The organism is Pseudomonas migulae (assembly GCF_024169315.1).
GTDB classification, from domain to species: domain Bacteria; phylum Pseudomonadota; class Gammaproteobacteria; order Pseudomonadales; family Pseudomonadaceae; genus Aquipseudomonas; species Aquipseudomonas migulae_B.
The window spans coordinates 2,228,675-2,244,165 of record NZ_JALJWR010000001.1 but is presented as its reverse complement, the minus strand read 5'-3'; the positions used below and the strand labels follow the sequence as shown (position 1 = coordinate 2,244,165).

General features: G+C 59.5%; 19 protein-coding genes. 18 read left to right on the top strand and 1 reads right to left on the bottom strand.

The features are described 5' to 3' along the window. The first annotated feature begins 6 nt into the window (after positions 1-6). Complete coding sequence (gene sppA, locus J2Y86_RS10265) at positions 7-996, top strand: signal peptide peptidase SppA (protein WP_253430502.1); 990 nt, start codon at positions 7-9, stop codon at positions 994-996. A 47-nt stretch (positions 997-1,043) separates the two neighbouring features. Here sppA and J2Y86_RS10260 read toward each other — a convergent pair whose 3' ends face one another. Next, positions 1,044-1,622, bottom strand: coding sequence for a Maf family protein (locus J2Y86_RS10260; protein WP_253430499.1), 579 nt, complete (start codon positions 1,620-1,622; stop codon positions 1,044-1,046). A gap of 105 nt (positions 1,623-1,727) precedes the next feature. Here J2Y86_RS10260 and J2Y86_RS10255 point away from each other — a divergent pair, with 105 nt between their 5' ends. The 17 genes from J2Y86_RS10255 to J2Y86_RS10175 all read left to right on the top strand — a co-directional run bounded on the left by J2Y86_RS10255 (position 1,728) and on the right by J2Y86_RS10175 (position 15,411). Continuing rightward, on the top strand, positions 1,728-2,255 hold the full coding sequence (locus tag J2Y86_RS10255; RefSeq protein ID WP_017340114.1) for a YceD family protein: 528 nt from the start codon (positions 1,728-1,730) through the stop codon (positions 2,253-2,255). A gap of 13 nt (positions 2,256-2,268) precedes the next feature. Further along, positions 2,269-2,451 (top strand): 50S ribosomal protein L32, encoded by a 183-nt coding sequence (gene rpmF / locus J2Y86_RS10250; RefSeq protein WP_003179396.1) that lies wholly within the window; start codon positions 2,269-2,271, stop codon positions 2,449-2,451. Between the two features lie 4 nt (positions 2,452-2,455). Then, positions 2,456-3,466, top strand: a complete 1,011-nt coding sequence (gene plsX / locus J2Y86_RS10245; RefSeq protein WP_253430495.1) for a phosphate acyltransferase PlsX — start codon at positions 2,456-2,458, stop codon at positions 3,464-3,466. Between the two features lie 126 nt (positions 3,467-3,592). After that, positions 3,593-4,531 (top strand): ACP S-malonyltransferase, encoded by a 939-nt coding sequence (gene fabD / locus J2Y86_RS10240; RefSeq protein ID WP_253430491.1) that lies wholly within the window; start codon positions 3,593-3,595, stop codon positions 4,529-4,531. Between the two features lie 16 nt (positions 4,532-4,547). Beyond that, the gene (gene fabG / locus J2Y86_RS10235) at positions 4,548-5,291 is read left to right on the top strand and encodes a 3-oxoacyl-ACP reductase FabG (protein ID WP_007942004.1); all 744 of its coding nucleotides are present in this window, start codon (positions 4,548-4,550) and stop codon (positions 5,289-5,291) included. A 191-nt stretch (positions 5,292-5,482) separates the two neighbouring features. Beyond that, positions 5,483-5,719 carry an acyl carrier protein gene (gene acpP, locus J2Y86_RS10230; RefSeq protein WP_003175607.1) on the top strand — a complete coding sequence of 79 codons (237 nt, stop codon included), beginning with the start codon at positions 5,483-5,485 and terminating at the stop codon, positions 5,717-5,719. A gap of 109 nt (positions 5,720-5,828) precedes the next feature. Further along, complete coding sequence (fabF, locus tag J2Y86_RS10225) at positions 5,829-7,073, top strand: beta-ketoacyl-ACP synthase II (protein WP_084322981.1); 1,245 nt, start codon at positions 5,829-5,831, stop codon at positions 7,071-7,073. Further along, positions 7,073-7,888 carry an aminodeoxychorismate lyase gene (gene pabC, locus J2Y86_RS10220; RefSeq protein WP_253430487.1) on the top strand — a complete coding sequence of 272 codons (816 nt, stop codon included), beginning with the start codon at positions 7,073-7,075 and terminating at the stop codon, positions 7,886-7,888. Before fabF ends, pabC begins: the two co-directional genes overlap by 1 nt. A 3-nt stretch (positions 7,889-7,891) precedes the next feature. Next, positions 7,892-9,136: an endolytic transglycosylase MltG gene (gene mltG / locus J2Y86_RS10215; RefSeq protein WP_253430484.1), complete on the top strand. Its 1,245-nt coding sequence runs from the start codon at positions 7,892-7,894 to the stop codon at positions 9,134-9,136. A 19-nt stretch (positions 9,137-9,155) separates the two neighbouring features. Next, entirely contained in the window at positions 9,156-9,788 is a 633-nt protein-coding gene (gene tmk / locus J2Y86_RS10210) for a dTMP kinase (RefSeq protein ID WP_253430481.1), read from the top strand. Next, positions 9,781-10,767 carry a DNA polymerase III subunit delta' gene (locus J2Y86_RS10205; RefSeq protein WP_253430478.1) on the top strand — a complete coding sequence of 329 codons (987 nt, stop codon included), beginning with the start codon at positions 9,781-9,783 and terminating at the stop codon, positions 10,765-10,767. Before tmk ends, J2Y86_RS10205 begins: the two co-directional genes overlap by 8 nt. A 42-nt stretch (positions 10,768-10,809) precedes the next feature. Next, positions 10,810-11,166, top strand: a complete 357-nt coding sequence (locus tag J2Y86_RS10200) for a PilZ domain-containing protein (protein WP_084322986.1) — start codon at positions 10,810-10,812, stop codon at positions 11,164-11,166. A 15-nt stretch (positions 11,167-11,181) separates the two neighbouring features. Continuing rightward, positions 11,182-11,967, top strand: a complete 786-nt coding sequence (locus tag J2Y86_RS10195; RefSeq protein ID WP_253430474.1) for a TatD family hydrolase — start codon at positions 11,182-11,184, stop codon at positions 11,965-11,967. Positions 11,968-12,309: 342 nt separating this feature from the next. Continuing rightward, entirely contained in the window at positions 12,310-12,948 is a 639-nt protein-coding gene (locus J2Y86_RS10190) for a TetR/AcrR family transcriptional regulator (RefSeq protein WP_008031613.1), read from the top strand. A gap of 138 nt (positions 12,949-13,086) precedes the next feature. Then, positions 13,087-14,055 carry a GTP 3',8-cyclase MoaA gene (locus J2Y86_RS10185; protein WP_253430471.1) on the top strand — a complete coding sequence of 323 codons (969 nt, stop codon included), beginning with the start codon at positions 13,087-13,089 and terminating at the stop codon, positions 14,053-14,055. A gap of 170 nt (positions 14,056-14,225) precedes the next feature. Then, positions 14,226-14,834 (top strand): DUF4823 domain-containing protein, encoded by a 609-nt coding sequence (locus J2Y86_RS10180; RefSeq protein WP_214377640.1) that lies wholly within the window; start codon positions 14,226-14,228, stop codon positions 14,832-14,834. Positions 14,835-14,850: 16 nt separating this feature from the next. Beyond that, a complete protein-coding gene (locus J2Y86_RS10175) occupies positions 14,851-15,411 on the top strand; it encodes a DUF1285 domain-containing protein (protein ID WP_253430468.1) in 561 nt (186 codons plus the stop codon). Positions 15,412-15,491: the final 80 nt, after the last annotated feature.

Below are 15,491 nucleotides of genomic sequence, written 5' to 3'. Positions count from 1 at the left end.
GATGTCATGACCGACGAATGGAAAGCACCCGCCAAGGCGAGCGCAGAGAGCGGTGACGAGAAGAGCTGGAAGCTGCTGGAAAAAACCCTGCTGGCCAGCGTGCAGGAGCAGCGCCGTTCGCGGCGCTGGGGGATTTTCTTCAAGCTGCTGACCTTTGTGTATCTGTTTGGCGCGCTGGTCCTGTTCACGCCGCTGATGGACATGGAAAAAGCCGCCAGCCGCAGCGGCAATTACACCGCGCTGATCGACGTGACGGGCATGATCGCCGACAAGGAGCCCGCCAGCGCTGACAACATCGTCGGCAGCCTGCGCGCAGCCTTTGAAGATGAGAAGGTCAAGGGCGTCATCCTGCGCATCAACAGTCCGGGCGGCAGTCCGGTGCAGTCGGGTTACGTTTATGACGAGATCCGCCGCTTGCGTGGCCTGCACCCGGACACCAAGGTTTATGCGGTGATCTCCGACCTGGGCGCTTCCGGCGCCTATTACATCGCCAGTGCGGCGGATCAGATTTATGCCGACAAGGCGAGTCTGGTGGGCTCCATTGGTGTGACGGCGGCGGGTTACGGGTTTGTCGGCACCATGGAGAAACTGGGTGTCGAGCGTCGCACCTACACGTCTGGCGAGCACAAGTCGTTCCTCGATCCGTTCCAGCCGCAAAAGCCTGAAGAGACGCGGTTCTGGCAGGGCGTGCTCGATACGACGCACCAGCAGTTCATCAGCAGCGTCAAGAAGGGGCGTGGCGATCGCCTCAAGGACAAAGAGCATCCGGAGTTGTTCTCCGGGTTGGTCTGGTCCGGTGAGCAGGCGTTGCCGCTGGGCTTGATCGATGGCCTGGGCAATGCCAGTTCGGTGGCGCGTGACGTGATTGGTGAAAAAGAGCTGGTGGACTTCACCGTTCAGGAATCGCCGTTCGATCGCTTCTCGAAGAAGCTTGGTGCCAGCGTGGCTGAGCATTTGGCGATGTGGATGGGGTTTAACGGTCCGTCGCTGCGCTGATCTTCTGTCTGCATAAAAAACCGGCCTGTTTGGCCGGTTTTTTGTGTTCAGGGGATTTGCACGCCTTCATTCAGCAGCATGTCGATCAGGCGAATCAGCGGCAGTCCGATCAGACTGGTGGCGTCAGGGCCTTCGGTGCTTTGAAACAGGCTCACCCCCAAACCTTCGGCCTTGAAGCTGCCAGCGCAATCGTAGGGTTGTTCGGCGCGCAGGTAGCGTTCGATGCGTGCAGTGTCGAGCGTGCGCATGTGTACGGTGAATGGCACGCAGTCGACCTGGCAGTGTCCGGTCTGGCTGTTGAGCAGGGCGAGGCCGGTCAGGAAGGTCACGCTGGCGCCGCTCGACGCCTGCAGCTGTTCACGGGCCTTTTCGAAGGTGTGGGGCTTGCCGATGATCCTGTCGCCGAGCACTGCGACCTGATCGGAGCCGATGATCAGATGAGCGGAATGGCTGCCGGTGAGGGCCTGGGCTTTTTCTTTGGCGAGGCGCTTTACCAGCTCGATGGCGGGCTCTCCCGGGCGATGACTTTCATCGATATCCGGCGAGCTACAGGTGAATGGCAGCTGCAAGCGGGCCAGCAATTCCCGGCGATATGCCGAGCTAGAAGCGAGTAATAAAGGCAGCATGCGCATCTCCAGAAGACAGGCGCGAATTCTAACGAGGCTTCCAGGTGACGGACAGGGCTGAATTTCCTTTGACATGGCCGGGTGCATCCCTATAATGCTGCGCCTATGTTGAATGACCCGATTCCACCTCACGTTGACCCGCGCAAATTGGCTGACCGTGGCACCACCCTTCAAGGTGAACTGCTGCTGGCCGATTTGGAGAGACTCTGCGACCCGCTTTCCGACACTGTCGGTACGGTGCAGGCTAAATTCGTTTTTGAACGAGATGAACGTAAGTCTGTGGTAATCCACAGCTTTATCGACACCGAAGTCAAAATGGTTTGCCAGCGTTGTCTTGAGCTGGTCACCCTGCCGATCCATAGCGAATGCAGTTATGCTGTGGTGAAGGAGGGTGCGAATACCCAGTCGTTGCCGAAAGGTTATGACGTGCTGGAACTGGGCGAAGATCCATTGGATCTGCAGTCACTGATCGAGGAGGAGCTTCTGCTCGCCTTGCCCATTGTGCCTGCTCATCATCCGGAAGAATGCCAGCAGCCGGGGGGTCTCGAAGAGGCCGAACCGAGCGAGGACGAGGTAACGCGGTCCAACCCGTTCAGTGTATTGGCGCAGTTAAAGCGTGACCCAAACGTTTAGGAGTTAATCAATTATGGCTGTTCAGCAGAACAAAAAATCCCGCTCTGCCCGTGACATGCGTCGTTCGCACGACGCTCTCGAGGCTAGCACCCTGTCTGTAGAAAAAACCACCGGTGAAGTTCACCTGCGTCACCACGTATCGCCAGAAGGCGTATACCGTGGCCGTAAAGTGATCGACAAGGGCGCTGACGAGTAATCACTTGTCCGCTCAAGTCATCGCGATTGACGCAATGGGCGGGGACTTCGGTCCCCGCAGCATTGTTCAGGCCAGCCTTGCTTGCCTGTCTGCTACGCCCTCGCTGCACCTGACCCTTGTCGGTCAACCCTCCCTTCTTGAAGAATTGATCGCTGGCCAATCGGCTGTGGATCGCTCGCGCCTGTCGATTGCTCCGGCATCCGAAGTCATCACCATGGACGAAAAGCCTGCCCAGGCCTTGCGCGGCAAGCCCGATTCGTCAATGCGCGTGGCACTCGAGTTGCTGCGGGACGGCAAGGTCCAGGCCTGCGTCAGCGCTGGCAATACCGGTGCGCTGATGGCTTTGTCGCGGTTTGTGCTCAAGACGTTGCCGGGTATTGACCGGCCGGCCATGGTCGCGGCGATTCCGACGCAGAAGGGCTTTTGCCAGTTGCTCGATCTGGGCGCCAACGTCGATTGCAGTGCCGAGCATCTGCTGCAGTTCGCGGTGATGGGTTCGGTCGCGGCAGAAACCCTCGGCATCGTTCGCCCGCGTGTCGCGTTGCTGAACATTGGCACCGAAGACATCAAGGGCAATCAGCAGGTCAAGCTGGCGGCGACTTTGCTGCAGAGTGCTCGCGGCATCAACTACATCGGTTTTGTCGAAGGTGACGGCTTGTACCGGGGCGAGGCGGATGTGGTGGTGTGCGACGGCTTCGTCGGCAATATCCTGCTGAAATCCAGCGAAGGGTTGGCGACTATGATCTCTGGTCGCATCGAAGCCCTGTTCAAGAAAAACCTTGCGTCAAAAATGGTCGGCGCCATGGCGCTGCCATTGATGAAGCGGCTGCAGGCGGACCTGGCGCCCGCGCGGCATAACGGCGCAAGCTTCCTCGGTTTGCAGGGAATTGTGGTGAAAAGTCACGGTTCTGCGGGGGTTCAGGGTTTCCAGAGCGCCATCTCCCGTGCCTTGATCGAGATTCAGGAAAACCTGCCGGAACGGATTCACGGTCGTCTGGAGGATTTGTTGCTTTAGGCATTTTCGTCGGACAATGCTTAAATGTGACCGCTCAGTTCAATTGGCCATCCAAACTGTCAGTTTCTTGCGTCCCCGAAGCGGGACGTCAATTCTCCGACGACAAGATCATTAGGGGCTTGTTACATGTCTGCTTCCCTCGCATTCGTCTTTCCGGGACAGGGTTCGCAGTCCCTCGGCATGCTGGCCGAGTTGGGCGCGCAACATCCGGTTGTCCTCGAAACATTCAAAGAAGCTTCCGATGCTCTGGGTTACGACCTGTGGGCACTGACCCAGCAAGGGCCGGAAGAGCAACTCAATCAAACCGATAAAACCCAGCCGGCCATTCTGACCGCCTCGATCGCCTTGTGGCGTCTGTGGCTGGCTGAAGGCGGCGCGCGTCCGGCTTACGTTGCCGGTCACAGCCTGGGCGAATACAGCGCGCTGGTCGCGGCGGGTAGCCTGAGTCTGGGCGACGCGGTGAAGCTGGTGGAGCGTCGCGGTCAGTTGATGCAGGAAGCCGTTCCGGCCGGGCAGGGCGGCATGGCTGCCATCCTCGGTCTGGACGATGCCGATGTACTGGCAGCCTGCGCCGAAGCGGCGCAGGGCGAAGTGGTCAGCGCGGTGAATTTCAACTCGCCAGGCCAGGTGGTTATCGCCGGTGCCAAGGCTGCAGTCGAGCGTGCCATCGAAGGCTGCAAGGCGCGTGGTGCCAAGCGCGCCATGCCATTGCCGGTCAGCGTGCCGTCCCACTGCGAGCTGATGCGTCCGGCGGCCGAACGTTTTGCGGCGTCGATCGCTGCGATCGACTGGCAGGAACCACAGATTCCTGTGGTACAAAACGTCAGCGCCAACGTGCCGGCCGATCTCGAAACCCTCAAGCGCGATCTGCTTGAGCAGCTCTACAAGCCTGTGCGCTGGGTCGAATCGGTCCAGGCGCTGGCTGCCAAGGGCGCGGTCCAGCTGGTCGAATGCGGTCCTGGCAAAGTGCTGGCCGGCTTGAACAAACGCTGCGCCGAAGGCGTGTCGACATCCAATCTCAATACCCCAGACGCCTTTGCTGCCGCCCGCGCAGCCTTGGCCTGAATCAGGAGAAGCTTGCATGAGTCTGCAAGGTAAAGTTGCACTGGTCACCGGTGCGAGCCGCGGTATCGGCCAGGCTATCGCCCTGGAACTGGGTCGTCAGGGTGCCATCGTCGTGGGCACCGCGACGTCCGCGTCGGGCGCCGAGCGTATCGCCGCTACCCTGAAGGAAAACGGTATTCAAGGCACTGGCCTGGAGCTCAATGTCACCAGCGACGAATCCGTTGCTGCAGTGCTCGCGAGCATCCAGGAGCAGTTCGGTGCGCCGGCGATCCTGGTCAATAATGCCGGTATCACCCGCGATAACCTGATGATGCGCATGAAAGATGACGAATGGCATGACGTCGTCGATACCAACCTGAACAGTCTGTTCCGCCTGTCCAAGGGTGTTTTGCGCGGTATGACCAAAGCCCGTTGGGGACGAATTATCAGTATTGGCTCGGTTGTGGGTGCCATGGGCAACGCAGGCCAAGTAAACTACGCTGCCGCCAAGGCCGGTCTGGAAGGTTTCAGCCGCGCACTGGCGCGTGAAGTCGGTTCGCGTTCGATTACGGTAAACTCGGTGGCCCCTGGGTTCATCGACACCGATATGACCCGCGAACTGCCCGAGGCACAGCGTGAAGCCTTGCAGACGCAAATTCCGCTGGGCCGTCTGGGGCAAGCACAAGAGATCGCGTCTGTGGTCGCTTTTCTTGCGTCCGACGGTGCGGCTTACGTTACTGGGGCTACAATCCCGGTGAACGGCGGGATGTACATGAGTTAAATGTGACGGATTGCTTCAAAAAAATGTCATACGAGCTGTCTAAAATCCGTTATAAAGCTGCAATCTATTTATAGGCAGAGGGCTGCAGGGTTTGAGGAGTGAAGCTTTCAGTTGAAAAACTGAAAAGTCTTTCTATACACTTACCCACTGGCCAGCTGCCTGAATTTGTCCATTAGGAGTGAAAACAAGGTATGAGCACCATCGAAGAGCGCGTCAAGAAAATCGTTGCCGAGCAACTGGGCGTTAAAGAAGAAGAAGTGGTCAACACTGCTTCCTTCGTTGAAGACCTGGGTGCCGACTCCCTTGACACCGTTGAGCTGGTGATGGCTCTGGAAGAGGAATTCGAGACCGAAATCCCTGACGAAGAAGCTGAGAAGATCACTACTGTACAAGCTGCAATCGACTACGTTACTAGCCACCAGGCGTAATAGTTTGTAATCGTTGCTTGCTGTCATGGAAAAACCGCACTGCCATCATGGCGTGCGGTTTTTTCTTTAGGCCTGATGCAAAGTCGTCATTTGAAAAAAGGAGAGTGCTGTGTCGCGTAGACGCGTCGTAGTCACCGGTATGGGTATGTTGTCGCCACTGGGCACGGATGTGCCGAGCAGTTGGCAGGGCATTCTGGCCGGCCGCAGTGGCATTGGTCTGATCGAACACACCGACCTTTCTGCCTATTCCACCCGTTTTGGCGGCTCGGTAAAGGGCTTCAATGTCGAGGAATACCTGTCGGTCAAGGAAGCTCGCAAGCTCGACCTGTTCATTCAGTACGGTCTGGCCGCCGGTTTCCAGGCTGTGCGTAACGCAGGGCTTGAAGTCACCGACGCCAATCGTGAGCGCATCGGCGTGGCCATGGGTTCGGGTATTGGCGGTCTGACCAATATCGAAGAAACCAGCCGCACGCTGCATGATTCCGGCCCACGACGGATCTCTCCGTTTTTCGTGCCTGGCTCGATCATCAATATGATTTCCGGTTTCCTGTCGATCCATTTGGGTGCACAGGGACCTAACTACGCCATCGCCACTGCGTGTACCACCGGTACGCACTGCATCGGCATGGCGGCACGCAACATCATGTACGACGAAGCCGACGTGATGATTGCCGGCGGCGCCGAGATGGCCGCTTGCGGCCTGGGCATGGGTGGCTTCGGTGCCTCCCGCGCACTGTCGACCCGCAACGACGAGCCAACCCGCGCCAGCCGTCCATGGGACAAGGGCCGTGATGGCTTCGTCCTGTCCGACGGTGCCGGTGCGCTGGTTCTGGAAGAACTGGAGCACGCCAAGGCGCGCGGCGCGACCATCTACGCCGAGCTGATCGGCTTCGGCACCAGTGGCGACGCCTACCACATGACTTCGCCTCCGGCGGACGGTGCAGGCGCTGCACGTTGCATTACCAACGCCCTGCGCGACGCGAAAATCAACAGCGATCAAGTCCAGTACATCAACGCCCACGGTACCTCGACTTCGGCCGGCGACCTCGCCGAAGCCTGTGCGATCAAGTCGGTGTTCGGCGATCACGCCTACAAGCTGGCGGTCAGTTCGACCAAGTCCATGACCGGTCACCTGTTGGGTGCAGCGGGTGCGGTCGAAGCGATCTTCAGTGTGCTGGCGATCAACAGCCAGGTGGCACCGCCGACCATCAACCTCGATGAGCCCGACGAAGGCTGCGATCTGGACTTCGTGCCGCACACCGCGCGCAACATGGACATCGATGTGGTCCTGTCCAACTCCTTCGGGTTTGGTGGGACCAACGGTTCGCTGGTGTTCCGCCGGTTCGCTGACTGATGGACAGCTGGGTCGACGGTCAGCCGGCTGACGCTCTGTCGCTGAAGGATCGCGGCCTGGCCTACGGCGATGGTCTGTTCGAAACCATCGCCGTGCGCGGCGGCCAGCCGCTGTTGCTGGACCGGCATCTGGCGCGTCTGGCCGAGGGCTGTTCGCGTCTGGCGATCACGGCTGATCAGGTACTGATCCGCAGCGAACTGCTGGCCTACGCCGCAGCGCTGGGGGAGGGTGTGCTCAAGCTCATCCTCACTCGCGGCGACAGCTTGCGCGGTTACGCACCCGATCCTGCCGCCCAGGCCCGACGCATCCTGCAAGGCAATCCTCCTGCTGCTTATCCTGCTGTTCATGCAGAGCAGGGCGTGCGATTGTTTCCCTGCACCACGCGACTGAGCAAACAACCCTTGCTTGCCGGGCTCAAACACCTGAATCGTCTTGAGCAAGTCATCGCCCGTTCCGAATGGCAAGACACCGAGCATGCCGAAGGCTTGATGCTGGATCAGGCCGGGCGCGTGATCGAAGGCGTGTTCAGTAATCTGTTCCTGGTCCGCGATGGCGTGTTGATCACTGCCGATCTAAAACGCTGCGGCGTCGCTGGCGTGATGCGTTCCGAATTATTGTTTCAAGCCGAGTCGCTGGGGATTCCCACGCAAATCACCGATATCACCCTCGAACAGCTGCAATGGGCTGACGAAGTCTTTGTCTGTAACAGCGTGTATGGCGTTTGGCCGGTGCGCGCCTATGCAGCACTGAGCTGGTCGGTTGGGCCGCTCACCCGTAAACTCCAAACCATTGCTCGTGCGCTACTGGATGCTTGATACGTGAGACGTAAATTCTTGCTGTTGCTGGAAACCGGCCTGGTTCTGGCAGGGCTGTGTCTGGGCGCTTCGGCCTGGAAAATCCATTCGGCGCTGGAACAGCCGCTGAACATTACCCAGGAACAACTGCTGGACGTGCCCAAGGGTACGACACCTACCCGCACTTTCTATCGACTCGAAGCCGATGGCGTCATCAAGGACGCTTTCTGGTTGCGCGTGTATTGGCGCTTCAATCTGGCCGGGCAACCGCTGCACAAAGGCGAGTACCGCATGCAGCCCGGCATGACCGTTGAAGGCCTTATCGATCTGTGGAAGCGCGGGGAAATGGTTCAGTACAGCTTGACGCTGGTCGAAGGCTGGAATTTCCATCAGGTCCGTTTGGCCCTGGCCAAGGATGAAAAGCTCGAGCAGACGTTGAACGGCTTGAGCGATAGCGAAGTGATGGACAAGCTCGGTCACGCCGGGATCTTTCCGGAAGGGCGATTCTTCCCGGACACCTACCGTTTCGTGCGTGGCATGACGGACGCCGAGCTGCTGAAAAAAGCTTACGACCGCCTCGACGAAGTCCTCGCCAAGGAGTGGGCGCAGCGTTCGGCGGACGTGCCGTATACCGAACCCTATCAAGCGCTGATCATGGCTTCGCTGGTGGAAAAGGAAACCGGCGTACCACAAGAGCGGGGGCAGATCGCCGGCGTGTTCGTGCGGCGCATGGAAATGGGCATGCTGTTGCAGACCGATCCGACCGTGATCTACGGCCTGGGTGATCGTTACAACGGCAAGTTGACCCGTGCGCACCTCAAGGAAGCGACTCCTTACAATACCTACGTGATCGCCGGCCTGCCGCCGACGCCGATTTCGATGGTCGGCCGGGAAGCGATCCACGCTGCGTTGAATCCGGTGGCTGGCAACAGCCTGTATTTTGTCGCGCGCGGCGATGGCAGCCACGTGTTCTCCGATGATATGGACGCACATAACAACGCGGTGCGCGAATTCCAGCTCAAGCGCCGCGCCGATTATCGTTCCAGCCCGGCACCGGTCACCGCACCTGAGGCGACGGATGAGCCAGCACCGATTCCGGCGGCTTCGCCCGACACGGCCCCCGAGGCTTTGCCACCCGTGACGCCGCAAGAGCCGGTTCAACAAGCGCCGACTCAAGAGGCAACGCAAGAACCGGCTCAAGAACCTGCCAAAGAGCCCGCCGCGCCTGCGTCCGAACCGGACGCCACTGCGCCGCAAAGCCCGCAATGATTCTGACTAAGGACTGCCTGTGACTGGCTTGTTTATTACCCTGGAAGGCCCCGAAGGCGCCGGCAAGAGCACCAACCGTGAATACCTGGCCGAGCGCCTGCGCGCCGCCGGTATCGAGGTGGTGCTGACCCGCGAGCCGGGTGGCACGCCGTTAGCCGAGAAAATTCGCGAGGTGTTGCTGGCGCCGGTCGATGAAGTCATGGACCCGGACACCGAATTGCTGCTGGTGTTTGCCGCGCGCGCCCAGCATCTGGCCGGCGTGATCCGCCCGGCACTGGCCCGTGGTGCGGTGGTGTTGTGTGATCGCTTTACCGATTCTACCTACGCCTATCAGGGTGGCGGTCGTGGCTTGTCGCTGGAGCGCATTGCGACGCTCGAAACGTTCGTCCAGGGCGATCTGCGCCCGGACCTGACACTGATTTTCGATCTTCCGGTGGAAGTGGGTCTGGCGCGTGCCAGTGCGCGCGGTCGCCTGGATCGCTTCGAACTGGAAGGCCGGACGTTTTTCGATGCGGTGCGCAGTGCGTTTCTCAAGCGTGCTGAAGCCGATCCGGCGCGTTATGTGCTGGTCGATGCCGCCCAACCGCTGGCCCAGGTTCAGCAGTCGCTGGACGCCTTGCTCCCACGTTTGCTGGAGCTGACACGTGGCTGAAGCCTATCCGTGGCAGGACAGCCTCTGGCAGCAGCTGGCGGGTCGCAAGCAACATGCTCACGCCTATTTGCTGCATGGCCCGGCCGGGATCGGCAAGCGCGCGTTGGCCGAACGCTTGATGGCCAGTTTGCTGTGCCAGCGCCCGACAGCCGAGGACGCCTGCGGTGAATGCAAATCCTGCCTGTTGCTGAAGGCCGGTAGCCATCCCGACAACTACATCCTGGAACCGGAAGAAGCCGACAAGGCGATCAAGGTCGATCAGGTGCGGGATCTGGTCAGCTTCGTGGTGCAGACCTCGCAGATGGGCGGCCGCAAAGTGGTGTTGATCGAGCCGGTCGAGTCGATGAACATCAACGCGGCCAACGCCTTGCTCAAAAGCCTTGAAGAGCCGTCCGGCGACACGGTATTGCTGCTGGTCAGCCATCAGACCAGCCGTCTGTTGCCGACCATCAAGAGTCGTTGCGTGCAGCAAGCCTGCCCGCTGCCGAGCGAGGCCATGAGTCTGGCGTGGCTGGCGAAGGCGCTGCCGGACTGTTCCGAAGAAGAGCGCATCGAGTTGCTGACCCTCGCCGCCGGTTCGCCGCTGGCCGCCGTCAACTTGCAGGCCCAGGGCGTTCGCGAGCAGCGGGCGCTGGTAGTCGACGGCGTGAAGAAGTTGCTCAAGCAACAGCAATCGCCGACGCAACTGGCCGAAGGCTGGAACGCGATTCCGCTGTTGTTGCTGTTCGACTGGTTTTGCGATTGGTCGAGCCTGATCCTGCGTTATCAGTTGACCCAGGACGAAGAAGGACTGGGACTGGCCGATATGCGCAAGGTGATTCAATACCTGGCGCAGAAGAGCGCTCAGGACAAAGTCCTGAACATCCAGGACTGGATACTCGCCCAGCGCCAGAAAGTCATGAGCAAGGCCAACCTCAATCGGGTGCTGTTGCTCGAAGCGTTGCTGGTGCAATGGGCGTCATTGCCTACCCAGAAGTGACCGACTGGGCCTATCCTCTGAACATCAGCAGTGGAGGTCAGCATGAATGAAGCCGTCAACCCAGGACCGCGCAACGGCATTTTGTCCCTGACCATCAAGGACAAGTCCGTGCTGTACGCGGCCTATATGCCATTCATCAAGAACGGTGGCCTGTTTATTCCGACCAACAAAAGCTACAAGTTGGGCGATGAGGTATTCATGCTGCTGAACCTGATGGATGAACCGGAGAAGATTCCAGTGGCCGGCAAGGTCGCCTGGATCACGCCCAAAGGCGCTCAAGGCAATCGCGCTGCCGGCGTCGGCGTGCAGTTCAACGACGGCGACGATACCGCCCGCAGTCGAATCGAAACCCATCTGGCCGGAGCCCTGAAGTCCGACCGTCCCACCCATACGATGTAAGTTGCAGCCATTTTTATGCTCGTAGATTCCCATTGCCACCTTGATCGCCTCGACCTCGCCGCCCACGACGGCTCTCTGGATGCCGCACTCGATGCGGCCCGGCAGCGCGGGGTAGGGCACTTTCTGTGTATCGGTGTCAGCGTCGACAACGCGGCCGACGTCAAGGCCCTGGCCGAGCGTTACGACGATGTCGACTGTTCCGTCGGCGTGCATCCGCTGGACGTGCAGCCGGGTGCTGCGCCGGCGCTGGACTGGCTGTTGCAGGAGCTCAACCATCCGCGTGTGGTGGCGATTGGTGAAACCGGCCTGGATTATCACTACGAACCTGAAGCGGCGGAGCTGCAGCAGGAATCGTTTCGCCTGCACCTGCAAGCCGCGCAGCAGACCGGCAAGCCCGTGATCATTCACACCCGTGGCGCCCGGGCCGACACCTTGAACCTGTTGCGTGAAGCCGCGCTGCCCCAGGCCGGCGTCCTGCACTGCTTCACCGAAGATTGGGACATGGCCAAAGCGGCGCTGGACATGGGTTATTACATCTCCTTGTCCGGCATTGTCACCTTCCGCAATGCCGATGCGCTGCGTGATGTGGCGAGCAAGGTGCCCGCTGACCGCCTGCTGGTGGAAACCGACTCGCCGTACCTGGCGCCGATCCCCTATCGCGGCAAGCCGAACCTGCCGCAGTATGTGCGGGAAGTGGCAGAGTTTCTGGCGATGTTGCGCGGGGAGTCCTACGAGCGATTTGCCGAACAGACGACGGAAAACTTCAAGCGGCTGTTCCCGCTCGCGCATGTGAAAGGTTAAATCGCAGGCAAAAAAAACCCGGGTTCTGGGGGGTGAATCCGGGTTAAGACCATTAGGAGTAAAACAATGGTACGCGGTCCGTTGGTACCAATATCGTCGCGGCACTTGGGGGAGATGCCCCGCCGACAGTTGAAGTATTGATCAGTATTGCGCCGAGTCCAGTTCACCGGTCGAGGTTTTTAAACAATTTTGGAATACGTGCGCTTCGGAAGCGTTCTCATTAAATGGCGGCGCTGCCAGAATTCATCAAGAAACACAGATATGGATGGATGATCCGTGCATTTTGCCGCAAGTTAGGCATAATACGCGGCTTCGAATTTTGACCCCGACAGACCTTTTCTTATGCATAAAGAACCTCGTAAGGTCCGTGAATTTCGTCGCCGTGAGCAAGAAATTCTCGATACCGCGCTCAAGCTGTTCCTCGACCAAGGTGAAGACAGTGTCACCGTCGAGATGATTGCTGATGCCGTCGGTATCGGCAAAGGCACGATCTACAAGCATTTCAAATCGAAGGCCGAGATTTATCTGCGCCTGATGCTCGATTACGAGCGCGATTTGAACGAGCTGTTGCATTCGGCAGACGTCGACAAGGACAAGGAAGCCCTGTCCCGGGCCTACTTCGAATTCCGTATGCGCGATCCGCAACGCTATCGCTTGTTCGATCGCCTTGAAGAAAAGGTGGTCAAGGGCAACCAGGTGCCGGAGATGATCGAGGAACTGCACAAGATCCGTGCCTCGAACTTCGAACGCCTGACCCTGCTGATCAAGGGTCGGATCAGCGAAGGCAAGCTCGAAGACGTGCCGCCTTACTTCCATTACTGCGCGTCCTGGGCGCTGGTGCACGGCGCCGTGGCGCTGTATCACTCGCCGTTCTGGAGCAATGTGCTGGAAGACCAGGAAGGTTTCTTCCAGTTCCTGATGGACATCGGCGTGCGCATGGGCAACAAGCGCAAGCGCGACACCGACACGCCGAGCAGCTAAGCCATTCAGTTGCCTTATTGCGTCATTATTTCGCTACATGGCGCGGTACCTCAGGAATATACTCAGGCATGGGACTTGCTAAAACTTGATTTGTAAGTCAAGTTTTACGCCGTCCGATTTCCTTGTGCCGGAGTGACCATGATCGTTGACCGTCAAGGCAGGCGTTTCCGCAATCTGCGAATCAGCCTGACCTCAGCCTGCAATTACGCGTGTACCTACTGCGTGCCCAACGGCAAGCGGCTGGTCGCTGCGCAGGATGAACTGTCGGCCGACGCCATGGCGCGCGGCGTTGCCTACCTGATCGAAGCGGCGGGGATCGAGCGGCTGCGCATCACTGGTGGTGAGCCGCTGGTCAGCCCCAAACTCGAAGCCTTCATGACCGCCGTCGGACAGATGGGCCTGCAAGACATCAGCCTGACCACCAATGGTCAACTGCTGGCGAAAAAGCTGCCTCTGCTGGTCGACGCCGGCATCCGGCGCATCAACGTTTCCCTCGATACCCTGGATGCAAGTGCATTCCGCAGCATTGCCCGTGGCGGTGATCTGGCGACGGTGCTCGACGGCATGGACCAGGCCAGCGCTGCCGGCATGAAGATCAAGGTCAACATGGTGCCGTTGCGCGGGCAGAACCTCGATCAGGTGATGCCACTGCTCGATTACTGCCTTGAGCGTGGCTACGAGCTGCGCTTCATCGAGCTGATGCGCATGGGCCACCTGGCCAGTGACAACAACGCCTTTCTGCAACAGTTCGTCAGCCTTCAGCAGCTGCTGAGCCTGATCGGTGATCGCTATGAATACCTTCAGGCCGATGCACCCGTTGACGCGACGGCGGTGCGTTATGAAATTCCAGGTCAGGGTTACTTCGGTGTGATCGCCAACGAAAGCGTGCCTTTCTGTCGTACCTGCTCGCGACTGCGGTTGTCGTCGACGGGCTGGTTGCATGGCTGTCTGTCGTCGAGCAATCGTCACTATGTCGGTGATCTGCTGGACAAACCGCGCCATCAGGCGTTGCCGGCCTTGCAGCGCCTCCTGGTGAAAGCCTTGGGTGACAAGCAGGAAGTGGCGTTTTCCGGTGGTGCGACTGTCATGAAGATTATCGGCGGCTGATCGGGCTTCTTCGCGGGCAAGCCTCGCTCCTACAGGGATCGCGTACAACCTGTAGGAGCGAGGCTTGCCCGCGAAAGCTATCTGCAGGGCGACGATGAGCATGAGCTGGCGCGGAAGCTGCATCCAATGGCCATTCGCCGGTTTTCCGTCACCGGCCTCTGGAGGGTAGGATGCGTAGCCTGGTTTTGCTGCTGGCCGTTTTGGCGCTTGGTGGCTGCATGAATGTCAGCGATCTGGCTGAAGGGACTCGCTACCACATGAGCGACGCGGGTCTGCTCGACCACAGCGATAGCCGCCGGGTGAACAACCTGCGCATTCAGCCGGACTCGTTCGTCTATATCGCCCAGGGCGCCTTTGCTCCGCCGGGCAGCGCGGTTTATCCGCGACCTAACGTGATCGCCGAAGTCGCGTTCGACGGCTTTATCGAATACTTTCCGATGGTCCGCCGTGCGCGTGCGCCCGAAGGCCTCGACCAGGCCATGGGCGAAGCCCGTGCGGCCGGTGCGCATTACCTGCTCTATACCCGTTTCGCCAAGTCTGATGACCGCATCGGCAACTCGGACGAATGGCTCGATCAGGAAGCCGTGGATCGCCTCGGTATCGACACCGGCGTGATTCAGATCATGTTGATCGAGACCAGCACCCAGTATTTGATCGATACTGCACGCATCAAGAGTCGTGGCGGTTTACTGACGTTCCACGACAAAAAGCCAGAAGACCTGATGGGCCCGCCGCTGGAGCAATACGCGCGTAGCCTGCTGGGGCTCAGCGACCAGTAATTTCGAGGAGAACGCCATGAGTGGCCCGCAAAAAGCCAACGACCTGTTGGGGCAGATCCCCAAGACCAAAGGCTTGCCACCGGTCCACTTGTGGAGCCCCGACTTCTGCGGCGACATCGACATGCGCATCGCCCGCGACGGCACCTGGTATTACCTGGGCACGCCGATCGGGCGCAAGCCGATGGTCAAACTGTTCTCCACCATCATTCGCCGCGACGGCGATGATTATTTCCTCATTACTCCGGTCGAGAAAGTCGGCATCAAGGTCGACGATGCGCCGTTTGTGGCCATTGCCGTGGATGTGGAAGGCGAGGGTGAAGCCCAGGTCTTGCGCTTCATCACCAACGTCGATGAAACCGCCGAGGCGGGCGCCGAACATGCGATTCGCGTGGTGATTGATCCGGTGACACAAGAGCCTGCGCCGTATGTGAATGTGCGCACCAACCTTGAAGCGCTGATCCATCGCAATGTGTTTTACCAATTGGTGGAACTGGCGGTGACCCGCGAGATCGATGGGCAGCGCTGGCTGGGCGTATGGAGCGGCGGCATCTTCTTCCCCATCGGCCTGGAGCCGTAACCCAATCAAAATGTGGGAGCGGGCTTGCTCGCGAAAGCGGTGTGTCATTCAGCACAGATGTTGACTGGCACACTGCCTTC